Source organism: Paenibacillus sp. S29 (assembly GCF_049319765.1).
Taxonomy (GTDB): domain Bacteria; phylum Bacillota; class Bacilli; order Paenibacillales; family Paenibacillaceae; genus Paenibacillus; species Paenibacillus polymyxa_B.
In genome coordinates, this window is the sequence record NZ_JBMOUI010000004.1 from 1 (window position 1) to 15650 (window position 15650).

A 15650-nucleotide genomic window follows, 5' to 3' on the forward strand; every position below is an offset into this window, starting at 1 on the left:
GCTGGGTAGCTATGTACGGAAGGGATAAGCGCTGAAAGCATCTAAGCGTGAAGCCCCCCTCAAGATGAGATTTCCCAATTAGTAAGACCCCTTGAAGACGACGAGGTAGATAGGTTGGGGGTGGAAGTGCAGTAATGCATGGAGCTGACCAATACTAATCGGTCGAGGGCTTATCCTAAGATAAAACGCAAATGAGTTTCGGATCCAGTTTTCAGGGTGTAACCTTGAAAGTAGAATTTGCACAGCAAATTCATGTTTGGTGGCGATAGCGGAGGGGTTCCACACGTACCCATCCCGAACACGACCGTTAAGCCCTCCAGCGCCGATGGTACTTGGACCGCAGGGTCCTGGGAGAGTAGGACGTCGCCAAGCAAGATAAAAGAGCACAGCCTTAACGGGCTGTGCTCTTTTTCCTATAACCGATTCATTTATCATTCACATGAAAGATCTTTCTCATGGATTCGGTCAAAAGTTGTACGGTATCCTGGTTGTCCTTTGTATAGTGGTGCTTAGTCAGCATTTTTAACTAAGGACAGTATTAACTGGGGAAGTTAATCTATTTCAACCTGTTCTGTCTGAAGGACACTCAAGGCTTGAAGTTTACGGGTAATTTCTTTTTGCCACTTGGTATCTCCGACTTGTACGGCAAGATTGAGAAGGTCCAAATAATCATCAATATGCAGGGAGGTTTTACTGAAAGTTTCTTTCACTGCGGTCCTGCCTCCTTTAAAGTATATGTGTATTTATCATTTAATAATGATAATCATTATCAAAATATGATCTTATTCATATTATGCCTGTGTTCTAGATAAATTGCAAGTTATGATATGAAAGAATTTTGAAGCACGCAAATGAGGGCTTGAAAAAACAAACCCTTCTCCTTAAGTTCACGCATTGTTCACGTCTTTTCTATGGAACATAATGAAAAGAACAAGCGGGCATTGAGTGTCCACCAATAAGGAGGGCAAATTGCGCAATGCTTCAACAAGAGGAGGAAAAGGACCATGAGCAGAACAAAAATGAAAGCGTTTGCCATTGTGATGGTGAGCGCCTTGGCATTGACGCTGGCAGCTTGTAATAACGGACAAAGCGCAAGTCCGGGAAATTCAGGAGAACCGAGCAGAGGCACCGAAACGAAAGATGTTACGATTACCTTTCAGAACATTAATCCTGATCCGAGCACCCCTTCGTACAAAATGATTAAGCAAATTGTAGGTCAATACGAGCAGGATCATCCTCATGTCAAAATTGAATTGGATTCGCTAAATACAGATCAACAAAAGCTTAAGCTGAAAACACAGGCAGCGGCGAAAGAAGTACCTGATATCACGATTGTAAACCCGGCTGCACAGATGAAGCCATTCGTAGATGCCGGGCTGCTGGCTCCATTAAACGATGTGGCTGATAAAGAGGGGCTAAAAGATACGTTTCAGAATGGACTTCTTAATTACTATAGTTTCGACGATAAGCTCTACGCTTTTCCGGATGGCAACAATATAGAAGTGGTGTTTTACAATAAGGAACTGTTCAAGCAGGCGGGAATCCAGAAGTTGCCGACCACCTTTGAGGAGCTGATTACGACGGTCAAAACGCTGAAGGCGAAGGGAATTACTCCGATTGCCATTGGGGAAAAGGATTCATGGACGGGGTCCCTCCTTTTTATGAACATTTTGTTGCGTACGAATGAAGGACCGAATTTTCTCAATGATGTACTGGACGGCAAAAAGACGTTTAACGACCCGGCTTTTGTGGAAGCGGTGGATGCATTTCAGGAATTGGTGCAGGCAGGAGCTTTCCCGGATGGAGCTACATCTATTGACTACAATGCAGGCGGTAATATTTTTAAAACAGGAAAAGCCGCGATGTATATCATGGGTACATGGGAAACGGGGTCAATTGATGCTTCTTCGGTAGCGGGTAAGGTAGGAGCGTTTCAATTCCCTACGGTGAATGGCAAGGGTGATGTGAATGAGTATGTAATTGCGCCGGGCAGCGCATTTGCGGTATCTGCGAACAGTAAACATTTACAGGAAACGAAGGATTTTCTGCACTATTTTATTAAGGAGATGCCCAAAATTCAGTTTGATCTGAAAAATGCGATTGGTAGCGGTCAGAAAATGAAAGGTGATCTGAAGGAAGCGGGCTACTCCGAGTTAGCGATTAGTCTTAATGAGCTGTTCAAGAATGTAAAAGGGGGCGATCTCGCTTTTGATAATACGATGAATCCGGCTATTGCGCAGGCGCATCTGAGTAGCATTCAAAACCTGTTCGTACAAAAGGAAGACTCTGCACAAGTTGCCAAGGAACATCAGAACACTTTTGAAGCGAATAAATAAGTGAGGTTTTGCAAAAATCCAATAAGCGACTCCCAATGAACAATATATAGATCAAATTGGCCTGGTTCGTCTAGATATTACACTTTGGAGCGACTGGCATTGAATTTTGCAAAATCCTGAAGTAGCAGGCACTAGGGAGGGGGCGAAATGCTCCTTCCCTGATTGGAAATCATGTAGGTTGTGCATCCTCAGAAGATGTTCAGAATCAACACAAAGGAGATTAGAGCATGAATGTACTGAAGGTGCCAGCACGTACCATTGCCGTTTTCGTGCTACCCTGCCTGTTGTTGTATACCTGTATGGTATTTGTTCCGATTCTGGTGTCGGTGTATTGTGGATTGCTGGATTGGAACGGTATTGCCGAGGCAAAGTTCGTGGGGCTGGCTAATTTTGAGCGGATTTTTACAGCAGATTCAGTATTCTGGCCATCCGTGAAACGGACTATGATGTTTGCTGTGTTTTCCATGCTGGAGATTCCGTTCTGTCTGCTGCTGGCGATCTTGCTTAATCGTTATGTGCGTAAGGCCAATACGCTGGTTACGATGTATTTTCTGCCGGTTATTCTGTCAGTGGTCATTATCGGGCAGCTGTGGAAGACGATTTATAATCCGGCCTCGATGGGTGGAATGCTGAACGGTATTTTGATGGCGATTGGGCTGGAAAGCTGGACACGCTCATGGCTGACGGAACCGCAGATAGCGATGTACGCCCTCTATTTTGTATCGTTGTGGCAGTATTTTGGCTATCATTTGCTTATCCAGTTTACCGGGGTTCAAAATATACCGAATGAGCTGTACGAAGCAGCCAAAATTGATGGAGCTGAAGGATTCAAAGCAGACCGCTATATTACGCTGCCGCTCATTGTACCTATTTTCAAGATATCAATTGTATTAGCATTTATCGGCTCCCTGCAATCGTTTGATTTGATCTGGGTGATGACGGGTGGAGGACCAGCCCATGCGACGGATACAGTATCCACGTATATGTACAATATGTCCTTTTTATCGATGAAATACGGATATGGCAGCGCATTGGCTTCAATTCTCGTAGTGATTTGCTTGTCATTTACAATTGTGATAAATTTTGTTTTCAAACGAATCGAAAATAAGGTAAGCTAAAGGAGATGGAACTGTTGAATGCCTTGAAAAAAACGGGAGTCTTTTCCTTATTGGCAATCTTAATTGTCACGCAGCTGTATCCACTCTTTTGGCTGCTGACCTATTCGTTGAAGACGAATGAAGAGATATTGAGCTCAAGTTTCTTTGCACTTCCTCAAGTGCCCCAGTGGCACAACTATCAGGAAGCTTATGAATCAGGGAGCTACTTGCGTTATTTAGGAAACAGTGTGCTGGTGACCGGGGTTACGATGATTTTCGTCATTTTATTAAGCTCGATGACTGCTTATGCGATTACACGTTTTCGTTGGCGCTTCGGGGCTGTTGTGCTGACTTTGTTTTTGATCGGGATGATGATCCCGATGCAAGCCACACTGCTGCCGCTGATGGTGATGTTTAAAAACGTCCATATTCTGAATACGTATTTCTCACTGATTTTACCCTACATTGCTTTTCAGACACCGATTGCGGTCTTCATCCTATCCGGCTTTATGCGGTCCATTCCCCACGAAATTGAAGAATCCGCTTACATTGACGGAGCAAGCATTTATCGTATTTTCCGCAGTGTAATCTTACCCATCTCGATTCCGCCTATCATGACGGTATGTATTTTAACTTTCATTAACATCTGGAATGAATACATTATGGCTGCCACCTTTATCTCGTCCGAGAAGCTCAAAACTCTCCCTTTCGGCGTATATACGTTCGTCAGCCAGTATTCTGTGAACTACGGTAATATTGGTGCTTTTCTAGTCATGGGTGCCTTACCGGTCATTATTATTTATTTTGTTCTGTCCGAAAATATCACCAAGGGCATGGTTGCGGGAGCGGTTAAAGGATAGGTGGCCGATGCGAAAGGAGCGCACGGAGGTATGACGCGCCGTTTTCAATCCATTCAATACCGCTTGTTTGTTCTGTTCCTATTGAGCATGTCCGGCATTGTGCTGGCGGTCAGTCTATTATTTTACAACCGTACTACGGTGCAGTTCCATGATAAGGTCAGCGAGCTAGCGCGTAAAAATGTATCCCAGACGGCAGGCCTGTTCGAATTGCTACTCGGCAGCTATAACAGTCTCTCCAAATCGATCAGCAACAATATGGATTTGGTTCGTCTGTTGACGACGGATAGTAGTGATTTACCTGCTGTCAATTACATCAACGAACGTACGATTACGAATATTCTGGGGGCTATCTATTATTCGCGTGAGGATCTGATTGGCATCCATGTCATCACAGACACAGGCAAGGTATATAACTATGGCAATTATATGAATGTCATTGATACTCATTACGAACATACGGAATGGTATAAGGAAATTCGAAAGTCGGCGGGCAAAATTGCATGGCTGGGCGTGTATCCTCACTCTGTCATTGATCAGGTGGAAACCAGACCCGTGTTTGCGTTTGGACGGCAGCTCTATGATCTGGATGAACACAAGCCGATTGGTATTGTCCTGTTTGAGGCTGAGCCGCGTTCTGTTTTGTCCGCTCTCCACAATTTGCGGTTAGGCACCAATAGTCAGGTATATTTGTTGGGTCATGAAAATCGAATTGTGTCGGCCACTTCCTCTGATCCGCCACCGGATTTGCAAAATCTAGAGCAGCAGGTACCAGAGGAGGATGTTATTGTAAATCGAAGTAATGAAAGAGTTGTAATCGCTTCCAAGTTGCCGTTTGCCGACTGGTCTGTGATTAGTGTGACACCTAGTGAGGATCTGAACGTGGAGCTGGTGCAAAATCAAAGGTACTTATTTATCGTGGCACCTATACTTATTATTGTGTCGGCGTTAATTGCATCTATCGTCTCCAGGGGCATCTCCCTTCCACTCAAGCGAGTCATTCGGGAAATGAAGCGGGTAGAGACAGGAAATTTCCGCCATACGGTAAACACCAAATCCTATGAAGAAATCAATCAACTAGCTACCTCTTTTAACCATATGGTAAGACGGATTGCAGAGCTAATCGAGCTGGTGCGTATATCATCGGTCAGTGAAAAAAATGCGGAGCTGCACGCGCTACAGACGCAGGTCAATCCACATTTTCTGTATAATACGCTGGATATGATCTATTGGATGCTGGATGAAAAGGGACAAGATCAGCTCGGAGAGGTGGTTCTCTCCTTATCCCATATGTTCCGTTACAGCAGCCATTGGGAAGAGGGGACCGATGTAAGCCTTCGTGAAGAAGTGGAGCAGGTTGGCCACTATCTTACCATTATCCAAGCCCGGCTGGAGGGCAGGGTATCCGTAGACATCAATATTGAAGAACGATGGATGGATATCCGCTTGCCGAAAATGACCTTACAGCCATTGATTGAAAATGCGGTGAAGCACGGACTGGAGCCTCTTCATGTGGATACAGGTGGCAAGCTGCTCGTCAGAGCGGAGGAATATGGCGGTGTATTAAGCCTGCACATCATCGACAACGGTGCAGGGATGGAGTACGAACGATGGGAGGTGGTCCAGGTCGCTTTGGCAGAACCCGGCAAACAGGCGGGCAGCGGGCAGGCGGGAGGCATCGGCCTGCAAAACCTAAATTTACGGCTACGGCACATGTTCGGAGAAGAGTACGGCCTACGGATCTCTAGCGTACCTGGGGCCGGAACAACAGTCACTGTAAGTGTGCCTCTGCCACAGAAGGAGGAGAAACATGAATATTCTGATAGCTGACGATGAAAATATGATTCGGCAGGGGATTCGGCGTACCATTGGCCAAGCTCTACCAACCTGCGGCATTCATCTCGCTGCTTCCACCGAGGAGGCAGCAGGCATTCTGGCGGAGCATCCTGTAGATATTGTATTAACTGATATCCTGATGCCCGGTATGGATGGTCTGGAATTCATGCGTATTTCTAAGCGAAAGCATCCTCATCTGCAGTGGGTTGTCATTTCGGCCCATTCCGACTTCCATTATGCACAAAGAGCAGTAAAGCTGGGTGCCAAAGACTACCTGTTAAAGCCGATTGGTAAAAGAAAGCTGCTGGAATGCATTGAAATACTGGCAGCCGAAGCGCTTGTGGCCTCGCAGCAGGCGAACGAGGGTAGGCTTCTCAAATCCAATATGGTTTATTTGCGCGAAGCCGTTTTCCAACGCTATGCCCTTGGACTGGACACGGGCAAGCTGGATATACAGCCTTTTGTCGAAAATTATCCGGAATTCCATCTCTTCATGGTTCGCATGGAACCTGATCACAAGCAGACGCATCTGGAGCATTTTATGATTGAAAATGTACTGTCCGAGCTCATTGAGGCAGGAGGCAGCGGCTTTGTCGTCAGTCTAGACCGCCATAGTCTGCTGGGCATTGCAAGGCTAAGGGATGAGGCGGAGGCCGCACGGCTAGAGACGTTGCTCGAATCCCATCTGAAGCGTTATGTGAAGGTGCCCCTACAAATTACACGTTCGGGTGTTCATCACAATTTTGCCTCCATACCTGAAGAGGTGGCGCGATTAAGACGTACACCGGAGGAGATTGCAGCCGCAGCAGCGGATACAGGAGAATGTCTCCGCAAAGGCATGCATACGGTAGATGTGGCATTGCAATACATTCGGGCTCACTTCACAGAGGAGCTGTCGCTGGAGAAGGTGGCTTCAATCGTATTTTTGAATCCGGTGTATTTCAGCCAGTTATTCAAGCAAAAGACGGGACAAGGCTACAAGGATTACGTCATTTGCCTGCGTATGGAGGAGGCGAAGCGTCTGCTCAGTGATCCTCATCTGCGGCTGGCTGATATTTCGGAGCGGATCGGCTATCAGGATATGCGGCATTTTACACAGGTATTCCGGCGCAAATGTGGAATGACTCCAACCGAGTATCGGCATCAAGGAGTCAAGTAAGGCGGTATCAATGACCGAATGAAGGAAGTTCATCTAGCATCAGACTGTTTCAGGAGTAGAGCGGTAGAGCATCTACTCGGGAACAGTCTTTTTCATGTCTCCAGCTTGTAACAGTTCAACAAATTTGCGAGCTGCATTGGATAAATAACGATCTTTGCGCCATACGACGGCAGGCTGTGTGAAAGGGAATGGCTCCTTAATGGAGAGTGTGCGAAATCTGTCCCCGTATTCTTGTCCCAAGCCAGCGTCTGGAATAATGGTAATTCCCATGCCTGTGGAAACGAGCGAGAGAATGGTCGATATTTCTGGACAGTCCAGTACGACGCGCGGAATAAGATGGTGTTCCTGAAATTTGCGGATGACGGTTTCGTATAGTCCGTGTCCTTCTGTTCGGCGTCCCAACAAGAGGTCATAGCTGGCAGCTTCCTGTAAGGTAATTTCCCCACTGGGATGGCGATCTGCCCATTCACACGGAAGAACCGCAACAAAAGAAACGCCCTCCAGTTCAATCGTATGGTACGATTTGTCATCTACCGGAAGCAGCAGCAGGGCCAGATCAACTTTATTTTGGTGCAGCAGCTCTTCCAGATGATGTGTGTCTCCGTGTCCTATTTTAACGTATACCTCTGGATAAACCTGATGAAAGCGGCTGAGTTGTTCAGTAATCAGAGACATACAGGCGGATGACGTGCCTATAGCAAGTGTGCCGGTTACTTTGTTTTCAAACTCCCCAATTTCTCTACAGGTGTCCTCCATTTCAGCCAATAATCGTTTGGCGCGTGTATACAGTGTATACCCGGCCTCGGTAACTTCCCACTTCTTTCCTTCACGGTAAATCAGCTTTACACCAAGCTCGTCCTCCATATTTTTGAGTTGTTGACTCAGTGGAGGCTGGGCCATGTTCAGCGTTCTAGCGGCCTTGGTGATTTGCCCTTCCTCCACGATGACGCAAAAGTAATGCAGATGCTTCAAGTCCATTGGGGATTCCTCCTCATTTCTAAACAACGCTTCGATTTGAATACTTTTAAAGTATGCATTACATATATTATATATATTTTTCGTGTGCAGGGAACGGGCGTATAATTTTTGACAGTAATGCATGGGTGAACATAAAACGATGGGATGGAAGGAGGGGACATATGAAGAAAATCATTGTAGGAATATCGGGAGCGACCGGGTCGATCTTTGGTATCCGTATATTACAACAATTACGAGAGGCTGGAGTCCAAAGCCATCTGGTGCTATCCCCGTGGGCTATTGCGAACATCCCCTATGAGACAGGCTACACGGTGAAGGAAGTGGAGGCAATGGCGGATGCGGTCTACTCGTATAAGGATCAGGCTGCGCGTATTTCCAGCGGCTCCTTTCGAGTAGACGGCATGGTCGTCGCTCCTTGCAGCATGAAGACCCTTGCCTCCATTCGTATTGGTATGGCGGACAACCTGCTTACCCGATCGGCGGATGTGATACTGAAGGAGCGAAAGAAGCTGCTGCTCATGACCAGAGAAACACCATTAAGCAGTATCCATCTGGAAAATATGCTGGAGCTGTCACGTATGGGCGTGATGATCCTGCCGCCGATGCCTGCCTTTTATAATCATCCTGCAAGTATCGAGGAATTGGTGGATCATATTGTTTTTCGCGCATTGGATCAGTTCGGTATTGTCACAACCGCAGCCAAACGCTGGGATGGAATGAAGCAGAATGACTCCAGGCTGCACCAGAATTGAAAAATCGAAAGACGAAGGAGAATGAATAATGGCTTATAAAGACTTTCGCGATTTTCTACACACCTTGGAAAAGGAGGGACAATTACTCACGATCAGCGATGAGGTAAAGCCGGAGCCGGACCTCGCAGCAGCTAACAGAGCATTAAACAATCTTGGAGATAAGACGCCTGCTCTCTTTTTCAACAACATCTATGGATATACGGATGCTCGTATTGCAATGAATGTGATGGGCTCCTGGCCCAATCATGCCCTCATGATGGGAATGCCCAAAAACACGCCGCTCAAGGAGCAGTTTTTTGAATTTGCCAGACGCTATGAACAATTTCCGGTGCCCGTGAAGCGGGAAGAAACCGCACCCTTTCATGAAGTCGAGATTACAGAGGATATTAATTTGTTTGATATTTTGCCGTTGTTTCGTTTGAATCAGGGGGACGGAGGGTTTTATCTGGATAAAGCAATTCTAGTTTCACGCGATCTGGATGACCCGGACACCTACGGTAAGCAAAATGTCGGCTTATACCGGATGCAGGTGAAAGGCAAGAACCGTTTGGGCATCCAGCCTGTACCACAGCATGATATTGCGATCCATATCCGTCAGGCTGAGGAGCGCGGAGAAAATCTGAAGGTGGCTATTGCCCTCGGATGTGAGCCTGTGATTACAACGGCTGCTTCTACGCCGTTGCTGTACGATCAATCCGAATATGAGATGGCGGGCGCCATTCAGGGTGAGCCTTATCGTGTGGTCAAAGCGAAGGATGCAGATCTGGATCTGCCTTGGGGAGCCGAGGTCATTTTGGAAGGCGAAGTGTTAGCAGGTGAACGTGAGTATGAAGGTCCATTCGGTGAATTCACAGGTCACTATTCCGGCGGCCGCGCGATGCCAGTCATTCAGATTAATCGTGTATATCACCGCAAACAGCCTATCTTTGAGCATCTGTACATCGGGATGCCTTGGACCGAAACGGATTATATGATCGGTGTGAATACAAGTGTACCGCTGTTTCAGCAGCTTAAGGATGCTTTTCCTAATGAAATCGTGGCTGTTAATGCCATGTATACGCATGGGCTGGTCGCTATTATTTCCACGAAAACCCGGTATGGCGGCTTTGCAAAGGCTGTGGGAATGCGTGCGTTAACGACTCCGCATGGATTGGGGTATTGCAAGCTCGTGATTGTGGTGGATGAGGAGGTCGATCCGTTCAATCTGCCGCAGGTCATGTGGGCTTTATCCACCAAGCTTCATCCAAAGCATGATGCTGTCATTGTTCCTGGCTTGTCTATTTTACCGCTGGACCCCGGCTCTGATCCGGCAGGTATGACGCACAAAATGATATTGGATGCGACGACACCTGTAGCACCGGATATTAGAGGACATTACTCGCAGTCACTCGATTCTCCGTTGGGTGTAGCAGAATGGGAGAAAAAGTTGAGCCAAATGCTTCGCTGAATATTTTTAAAAATAAAGAAAGATTAAAGGAGTGCTGACAGATGCATATTTGTCCCCGTTGTGAATCTAATCGTTCAGAAGTTGTTACCCGCTCGCCAGTTAAAGGCGCCTGGGAGGTTTTGTTGTGCCCTGTATGCCTGTTCACATGGCGTACCTCAGAACCGGATAGTATTACGGATCCAGCAAAGTATAAATCGGCGTTCAAGGTAAACCCCCAAGATATTCCCAATGCTGCTCATGTTCCTCCTATTCCAGAGCGGATATAGGGTCGTTCGTAAGTAGCCGTAAATTATGGTACTTTGAAGTTATAGGCCAAAAGTAAAGGGGAATATACTTCATGCAGACACCAAGGATCGGTAAGGAACTGTTTACGCTGTTGGACGGTAAGGAGTTGAAGGACAAGCAGCATGAAGCAATGATGCTGCTGACGGTCACGGAAGATCAGTGGCCGCACATAGCGATGATTAGTGTGGGCGAGGTTGTAGCGCTGGACGAGGGGAATTTGCGTCTGGCACTATGGCCGGGTACGACCACGACAGGCAACATGATCCGTACTGGGAAGGCGACGCTTGCGGTGTTCACCGGAGGGAAGGCACATTATGTGCGGTTGTCGCTGGAACATCTGTCTGCTTTGCCCGGAGCCAAGCATGTACGTGAGCGATTTGCGGCTCATGTTTTTGCAGCCATAGAAGATTCGGCCCAATATGCGGATATCTTGACAGGTGTCACAGTCCGTCTCAAGGAACCGGAATCGGTGATCCATCGTTGGAAGGAAACGGTGGCTGAGCTGTTAATGTAAAGCCATCTGATTACTCCGTCGTTTATATGCACCAACTGGCTCCTAATATGGAAGAATACCATCATTTAAGAGTTCGCGCAGCAGCATATAGCTGTTTGTAAATGCGAGATTGTGGATCTGTTGAGAAAACTCTTCACTATGGCTCTAAAGCTACACAAATTGTAATGTCTAATCTTTATCAGAGACGATCTAGTTAATAAGGACCAAATTTCCTTCGAAGCCTAAACTATTCTTTTCCATATGACGACATAAAACGTAGGTGTAAGGATTTTGCGAAATCCTTAATTTAAGTTTTGAAATGGGAGGGAATTAGATTTTGAAGAATAGATGGTCCGGTTTTCTGGCGTTGGTCATCCTGATTTCAAGTTTTACATCATATGCAGGATTTGCATCTGCTGCGGATGCGGTGCTTTCCAAGATTGTCCTTTCCTCTAACGAGGTAACTTTGCAGCAGGGAGATACGGCTGCGTTGACGGCTACTGCTGTTTTTAGCGATGGGACAACCTCGAATGTAACCGTAAGCACGGAATGGAAAAGTGATAATACAGCTATTGCTACTGTGTATAATGGTACAGTTTCGGCTAAGGCTGAAGGGGAAGCCACCGTGGTTGCGACCTATAAAGAGAAGGTGCAATCGGTTCAGGTACATGTCACGAAAAAGGTTAAGGCGCTGACATCCAGTGTACAAAGCCTGAACTTGCGTTCAAGCGGTACAGGACAGATTGATCTGACAGCGACTTACAGTGATAATACAACAGCTCAGGTTTCAGGCGATGCGGCCTGGACTTCGGATAATCAGAAGGTAGCGACTGTAGTCAACGGATTGGTTACCGCTCAAGGAGCCGGTACAGCCAATATTAAGGCTGTATATGGACAACAGACCGTAACGATTGCTGTACAGGTGGAGCAGGTTAAACGGCTGGATGCCAGTACATCAGAGGTTTCTCTTTTGTTGAAAGATACGGAGAAAGTTAAATTGACAGCAACGTTCCCGGATGGATCAATTCAGGATGTTACAGAGTCTGCCGAGTGGAGCTCCAGCAATACAGCCGTGGCAGATGTTCTGAAAGGCACTATTACCGGCTATAGCACAGGGAAGGCGACAATTACAGGTAAATATGGCACGATGTCCGCTACGATTGCAGTGGATGTGGATCAGACGAATAAGCTGAAAGCCAGCGAAACCAATATTTTTCTCCGTTTGGATGAATCTAAGAAAATACAGGTGTCTGCTGTGTACCCGGATGGAACGGTAACAGATATCACAGATAAAGCTACTTGGACATCAAGCGATGAAAAAATTGCGACTGTGAATAAGGGAACGATTATGGCTATTGGAGCGGGTTCGGCTACGGTGACCGCTAAGTATGGAGATAAGGCCGTTTCGATCAAGACAGATGTCGAAACCTCCAGATATCTGGATTTGAGTGAGGACAAGCTGAGTCTGAATGCCAAGGAATCCAAAAAGCTCAAGCTGACCGCAACGTATGTAACAGGTACGGAAGAAGATATCACAAGTAAGGCAGAGTGGAAGTCCAGCAATGAAGATATCGCTTTTGTCAGTGCGGGAGAAGTCACGGGTTATAAAACAGGTGAGGCTACGATCACCGCTTCTTATGGTGGAAAAACAGTTACAGCTACGGTATCCGTAAATGTACCCGGTGATCTGTCTCTGTCCTCCAAAACGGCAACGATTGATATTGATGAGGACTATACTGCAACTTTGACGGCTACTTATGCGGATGGACGTAAAGAAGATGTAACACAGGATGCAGAATGGACTTCAAGTGCAGAAGATATTGCCTCTGTGTCCAAAGGAACGATTACGGGTAAATCCGCTGGTAAAGCGGTTATTACAGCGACCTATAATGGCAAAAAACTGACGATTAACGTGCAAGTAGGCCTTGTAGACCGTCTGGAAACAGACTCGCGTGTAATTGCGCTTGGTGCTCAGGAAACGAAGCAACTGAAAGTAACAGGAGTTAAGAGTGGCGGTACAAAAACAGATGTAACTAAGGACGCCACCTGGACAACTAGCAATGTAAAAGTGGTTGAGGTTAGCGAAGGTTTGATTAAAGCGAATGGTAGCGGTAAGGCAACTGTGACTGCTTCATATGGCAAGCAAAACATTACGTTTACGGTAGAAGTGGACGTAGCGCAAAAGATTGAAGCGGATGCAATCGCGCTATCGCTCAAATCTGGAGATCAAAAAACCATCGCGATTGTGGTTAAATCGAGTGATGGTAAAGAAAAGGACGTTACGGCCCAAGCTGAATGGAAAACGTCGAATTATAAGGTAGCCACTGTTAAAAAGGGTCAGGTTACCGCGGTTAGCTACGGTAAAGCTAACATTCAGGCGAAATTTGGCGGGAAGGTAATCAGCGTACCTGTGGATGTTGATACGCTTAAATACCTGCAAACAGACGAAGTCGCATTGAATTTGAAGGCAGGACAGCTGGCTAAGGTTACGGCTACAGCCACGTATAAGGATGAGTCGGAGAAGGATGTCTCCAAACCGGCTGTCTGGTCCTCGTCCAGAATTATTGTTGCGACCGTCAAAGACGGTAACATTAAGGCACAGGGCAAGGGTAAAGCTGTAATTACTGTGAAATATGCAGGTAAAATGACGAAGGTACAGGTAACCGTTCAGTAAAAAAGAGAGCAAGCATACGTCCAAGGACGATAGGCTTGCTCTTTTATTTTAAGGAGGCTACCGCTTATAATTTATGACTTATCCTTCTTGGTTGGTGTGTTGCGTGTAAGTGATTCGGTCAAACGCTTGCCAGTCGGCGTCTGGGCCAACCCGCCTTTGGCGGTCTCGCGGTGCTTCGACGGCATCGCACTGCCGACTTCAAGCATCACGTCAATGACTTCGTCAGACGGAATAGCGCTGCGCACACCCGCCAAAGCCATATCTGCTGCGGCAAGTGCAGTCACGGATCCCAGCCCGTTGCGCACGATGCACGGAATCTCCACGAGTCCGGCGACGGGGTCGCAAATCAGGCCGAGCGTGTTCTTAAGGGCGAGACCCACGGCGTGAACAGCCTGTTCAGGCGTACCACCGCGCAGCTCGACCATAGCGCCAGCGGCCATCCCGATAGCTGAGCCAATCTCAGCCTGACAGCCTCCCTCCGCGCCAGAAATGAAGGAGTTGTTGGCGATCACGTAGCCAATGGCTCCAGCGGCGAATAGGCCGTGCACCATATGCTCATCATCCCAGCCGAACCGCTCCTGCGCACTGATGAATACACCAGGGATAACCCCACATGAGCCTGCGGTAGGCGTGGCGACAATGCGACCCATGGATGCATTCACCTCCGACACGGAGAGGGCATAAGCCATGGCGAGCGCGGAGGCATCACCGGAGCAGGTTTCCCCTGCCCGCAGATACTCGGCTAGGCGCTTGCCGTCACCGCCCGTCAATCCACTGCGGGATACGGTGTCTTGTGTCTGACCGCGATGAACGGCTTCCTTCATGACTTCATAATAATCAGACATTTGGCGAAAGATTTCTTCCTCCGTTGTATTCGTTTCTTGTACCTGCTCTTGAATCATCAAGCGGCCAATCGTGGTGGATTCTTCAGCGCATAAAGCGCTGATCTCATGCAGATGGCTAAACCGCATCGGATTCAGCTCCTTTTTTCAAATTAATCATCTTAATTTCATACATATGAGGTAAAGAACGCAGTTCCGCAATTAGTTCAGCTGGAGCAGAACTGTCCGTTTCAATGGCGGTGAGCGCTTCACCATCCCGGCCCTTGCGATCTACGTGCATATAGGCAATGTTAATGTGAGCCGCGCCCAGCGCTGAAGTTATCGCGCCCAATGTACCGGGCTTATCCGAGTGGAGAAGCACCAGCGTAGGCAACTCCCCGGTCAGATTGACCCGGAATTCGTTCAGTTGCTGGACATGGATGCTGCCGCCGCCGATGGAGGAGCCCAACAGTGTGCGCTGATCCTCGCCCTTCCACAGCTCGAAACGGACAGTGTTCGGATGAGGGGCGGGGAGTCCGCTGACGGCGAATTCCACGGCCATCCCGGCTTGTTCGGCCCATTGCTCGGCATCGGGAATCCGGTGATCGTCCGTATCGTAATTAAGCAGTCCTGCGATGAGCGCCAGATCTGTACCGTGTCCTTTATACGTATCGGCAAAGGAGCCGTATAATGTCATGCGAGCACGGTCAGGCTGCACTCCGAGCCAGTGCCGGGCAACGCGTGCGAGTCGCACCGCGCCTGCGGTGTGTGAACTGGAAGGTCCGGTCATGGCCGGGCCGATAATGGAAAATACATCTTTGAAACGCATGGTGTGGCCCCCTGTATGTTCTAATACCATACTATATGGTATTTCCGCGTCTTTGCGCGTTTATGACGGTTCCTAATGCTGACGCG

14 protein-coding genes and 2 rRNA genes are annotated in these 15650 nt (G+C 47.6%); 12 read left to right on the forward strand and 4 right to left on the reverse strand.

All coding sequences use genetic code 11. From position 1 onward, the window contains the following. A 23S ribosomal RNA gene (locus tag ACL9RM_RS07760) occupies positions 1-178 on the forward strand; the annotation flags it as partial. A 77-nt stretch (positions 179-255) separates the two neighbouring features. Next, a 5S ribosomal RNA gene (gene rrf / locus ACL9RM_RS07765) occupies positions 256-372 on the forward strand. Positions 373-551: 179 nt separating this feature from the next. Here rrf and ACL9RM_RS07770 read toward each other — a convergent pair. Next, the gene (locus ACL9RM_RS07770) at positions 552-710 is read right to left on the reverse strand and encodes a hypothetical protein (protein ID WP_165147892.1); all 159 of its coding nucleotides are present in this window, start codon (positions 708-710) and stop codon (positions 552-554) included. Positions 711-1004: 294 nt separating this feature from the next. On the opposite strand from ACL9RM_RS07770, the gene ACL9RM_RS07775 reads away from it, so the two are divergent. The 5 genes from ACL9RM_RS07775 (at position 1005) to ACL9RM_RS07795 (ending at position 7285) form a co-directional block, all read left to right on the forward strand. After that, positions 1005-2336 carry an extracellular solute-binding protein gene (locus ACL9RM_RS07775; protein WP_414126300.1) on the forward strand — a complete coding sequence of 444 codons (1332 nt, stop codon included), beginning with the start codon at positions 1005-1007 and terminating at the stop codon, positions 2334-2336. 227 nt (positions 2337-2563) lie between these two features. Continuing rightward, positions 2564-3454 carry a carbohydrate ABC transporter permease gene (locus tag ACL9RM_RS07780; RefSeq protein WP_061832099.1) on the forward strand — a complete coding sequence of 297 codons (891 nt, stop codon included), beginning with the start codon at positions 2564-2566 and terminating at the stop codon, positions 3452-3454. A gap of 14 nt (positions 3455-3468) precedes the next feature. Then, positions 3469-4293, forward strand: a complete 825-nt coding sequence (locus ACL9RM_RS07785) for a carbohydrate ABC transporter permease (protein ID WP_043882033.1) — start codon at positions 3469-3471, stop codon at positions 4291-4293. Positions 4294-4323: 30 nt separating this feature from the next. Continuing rightward, positions 4324-6120, forward strand: coding sequence for a sensor histidine kinase (locus ACL9RM_RS07790; RefSeq protein ID WP_414126299.1), 1797 nt, complete (start codon positions 4324-4326; stop codon positions 6118-6120). Next, positions 6101-7285 carry a response regulator gene (locus tag ACL9RM_RS07795; protein WP_025723834.1) on the forward strand — a complete coding sequence of 395 codons (1185 nt, stop codon included), beginning with the start codon at positions 6101-6103 and terminating at the stop codon, positions 7283-7285. The genes ACL9RM_RS07790 and ACL9RM_RS07795 overlap by 20 nt, the downstream gene beginning before the upstream one ends. Positions 7286-7357: 72 nt before the next feature. Here ACL9RM_RS07795 and ACL9RM_RS07800 read toward each other — a convergent pair whose 3' ends face one another. Then, positions 7358-8263 (reverse strand): LysR family transcriptional regulator, encoded by a 906-nt coding sequence (locus ACL9RM_RS07800; protein ID WP_250267251.1) that lies wholly within the window; start codon positions 8261-8263, stop codon positions 7358-7360. A gap of 161 nt (positions 8264-8424) precedes the next feature. Between ACL9RM_RS07800 and ACL9RM_RS07805 the strand changes: the two genes are divergently transcribed. The 5 genes from ACL9RM_RS07805 (at position 8425) to ACL9RM_RS07825 (ending at position 13914) form a co-directional block, all read left to right on the forward strand. Further along, the gene (locus tag ACL9RM_RS07805) at positions 8425-9015 is read left to right on the forward strand and encodes a flavin prenyltransferase UbiX (RefSeq protein ID WP_013369033.1); all 591 of its coding nucleotides are present in this window, start codon (positions 8425-8427) and stop codon (positions 9013-9015) included. A 28-nt stretch (positions 9016-9043) separates the two neighbouring features. Further along, a complete protein-coding gene (locus ACL9RM_RS07810) occupies positions 9044-10462 on the forward strand; it encodes a non-oxidative hydroxyarylic acid decarboxylases subunit C (RefSeq protein ID WP_075153600.1) in 1419 nt (472 codons plus the stop codon). Between the two features lie 41 nt (positions 10463-10503). Beyond that, positions 10504-10728 (forward strand): non-oxidative hydroxyarylic acid decarboxylases subunit D, encoded by a 225-nt coding sequence (locus tag ACL9RM_RS07815; protein WP_028541239.1) that lies wholly within the window; start codon positions 10504-10506, stop codon positions 10726-10728. Between the two features lie 71 nt (positions 10729-10799). Beyond that, a complete protein-coding gene (locus ACL9RM_RS07820; RefSeq protein ID WP_250267252.1) occupies positions 10800-11261 on the forward strand; it encodes a pyridoxamine 5'-phosphate oxidase family protein in 462 nt (153 codons plus the stop codon). A gap of 316 nt (positions 11262-11577) precedes the next feature. After that, a complete protein-coding gene (locus ACL9RM_RS07825; RefSeq protein ID WP_250267253.1) occupies positions 11578-13914 on the forward strand; it encodes an Ig-like domain-containing protein in 2337 nt (778 codons plus the stop codon). A 71-nt stretch (positions 13915-13985) separates the two neighbouring features. Here ACL9RM_RS07825 and sdaAA read toward each other — a convergent pair whose 3' ends face one another. Then, positions 13986-14885, reverse strand: a complete 900-nt coding sequence (gene sdaAA / locus ACL9RM_RS07830; RefSeq protein ID WP_250267254.1) for an L-serine ammonia-lyase, iron-sulfur-dependent, subunit alpha — start codon at positions 14883-14885, stop codon at positions 13986-13988. Further along, positions 14875-15564, reverse strand: a complete 690-nt coding sequence (sdaAB, locus tag ACL9RM_RS07835; protein WP_250267255.1) for an L-serine ammonia-lyase, iron-sulfur-dependent subunit beta — start codon at positions 15562-15564, stop codon at positions 14875-14877. Before sdaAB ends, sdaAA begins: the two co-directional genes overlap by 11 nt. Positions 15565-15650 lie beyond the last annotated feature (86 nt).

Coding starts and splice junctions, on each gene's coding strand:
- ACL9RM_RS07775 (WP_414126300.1), top strand. CDS start 1,005: ATGAGCAGAACAAAAATGAAAGCGTTTGCCATTGTGATGGTGAGCGCC.
- ACL9RM_RS07780 (WP_061832099.1), top strand. CDS start 2,564: ATGAATGTACTGAAGGTGCCAGCACGTACCATTGCCGTTTTCGTGCTA.
- ACL9RM_RS07790 (WP_414126299.1), top strand. CDS start 4,324: ATGACGCGCCGTTTTCAATCCATTCAATACCGCTTGTTTGTTCTGTTC.
- ACL9RM_RS07795 (WP_025723834.1), top strand. CDS start 6,101: ATGAATATTCTGATAGCTGACGATGAAAATATGATTCGGCAGGGGATT.
- ACL9RM_RS07800 (WP_250267251.1), bottom strand. CDS start 8,263: ATGGACTTGAAGCATCTGCATTACTTTTGCGTCATCGTGGAGGAAGGG.
- ACL9RM_RS07805 (WP_013369033.1), top strand. CDS start 8,425: ATGAAGAAAATCATTGTAGGAATATCGGGAGCGACCGGGTCGATCTTT.
- ACL9RM_RS07810 (WP_075153600.1), top strand. CDS start 9,044: ATGGCTTATAAAGACTTTCGCGATTTTCTACACACCTTGGAAAAGGAG.
- ACL9RM_RS07815 (WP_028541239.1), top strand. CDS start 10,504: ATGCATATTTGTCCCCGTTGTGAATCTAATCGTTCAGAAGTTGTTACC.
- ACL9RM_RS07820 (WP_250267252.1), top strand. CDS start 10,800: ATGCAGACACCAAGGATCGGTAAGGAACTGTTTACGCTGTTGGACGGT.
- sdaAA (WP_250267254.1), bottom strand. CDS start 14,885: ATGCGGTTTAGCCATCTGCATGAGATCAGCGCTTTATGCGCTGAAGAA.
- sdaAB (WP_250267255.1), bottom strand. CDS start 15,564: ATGCGTTTCAAAGATGTATTTTCCATTATCGGCCCGGCCATGACCGGA.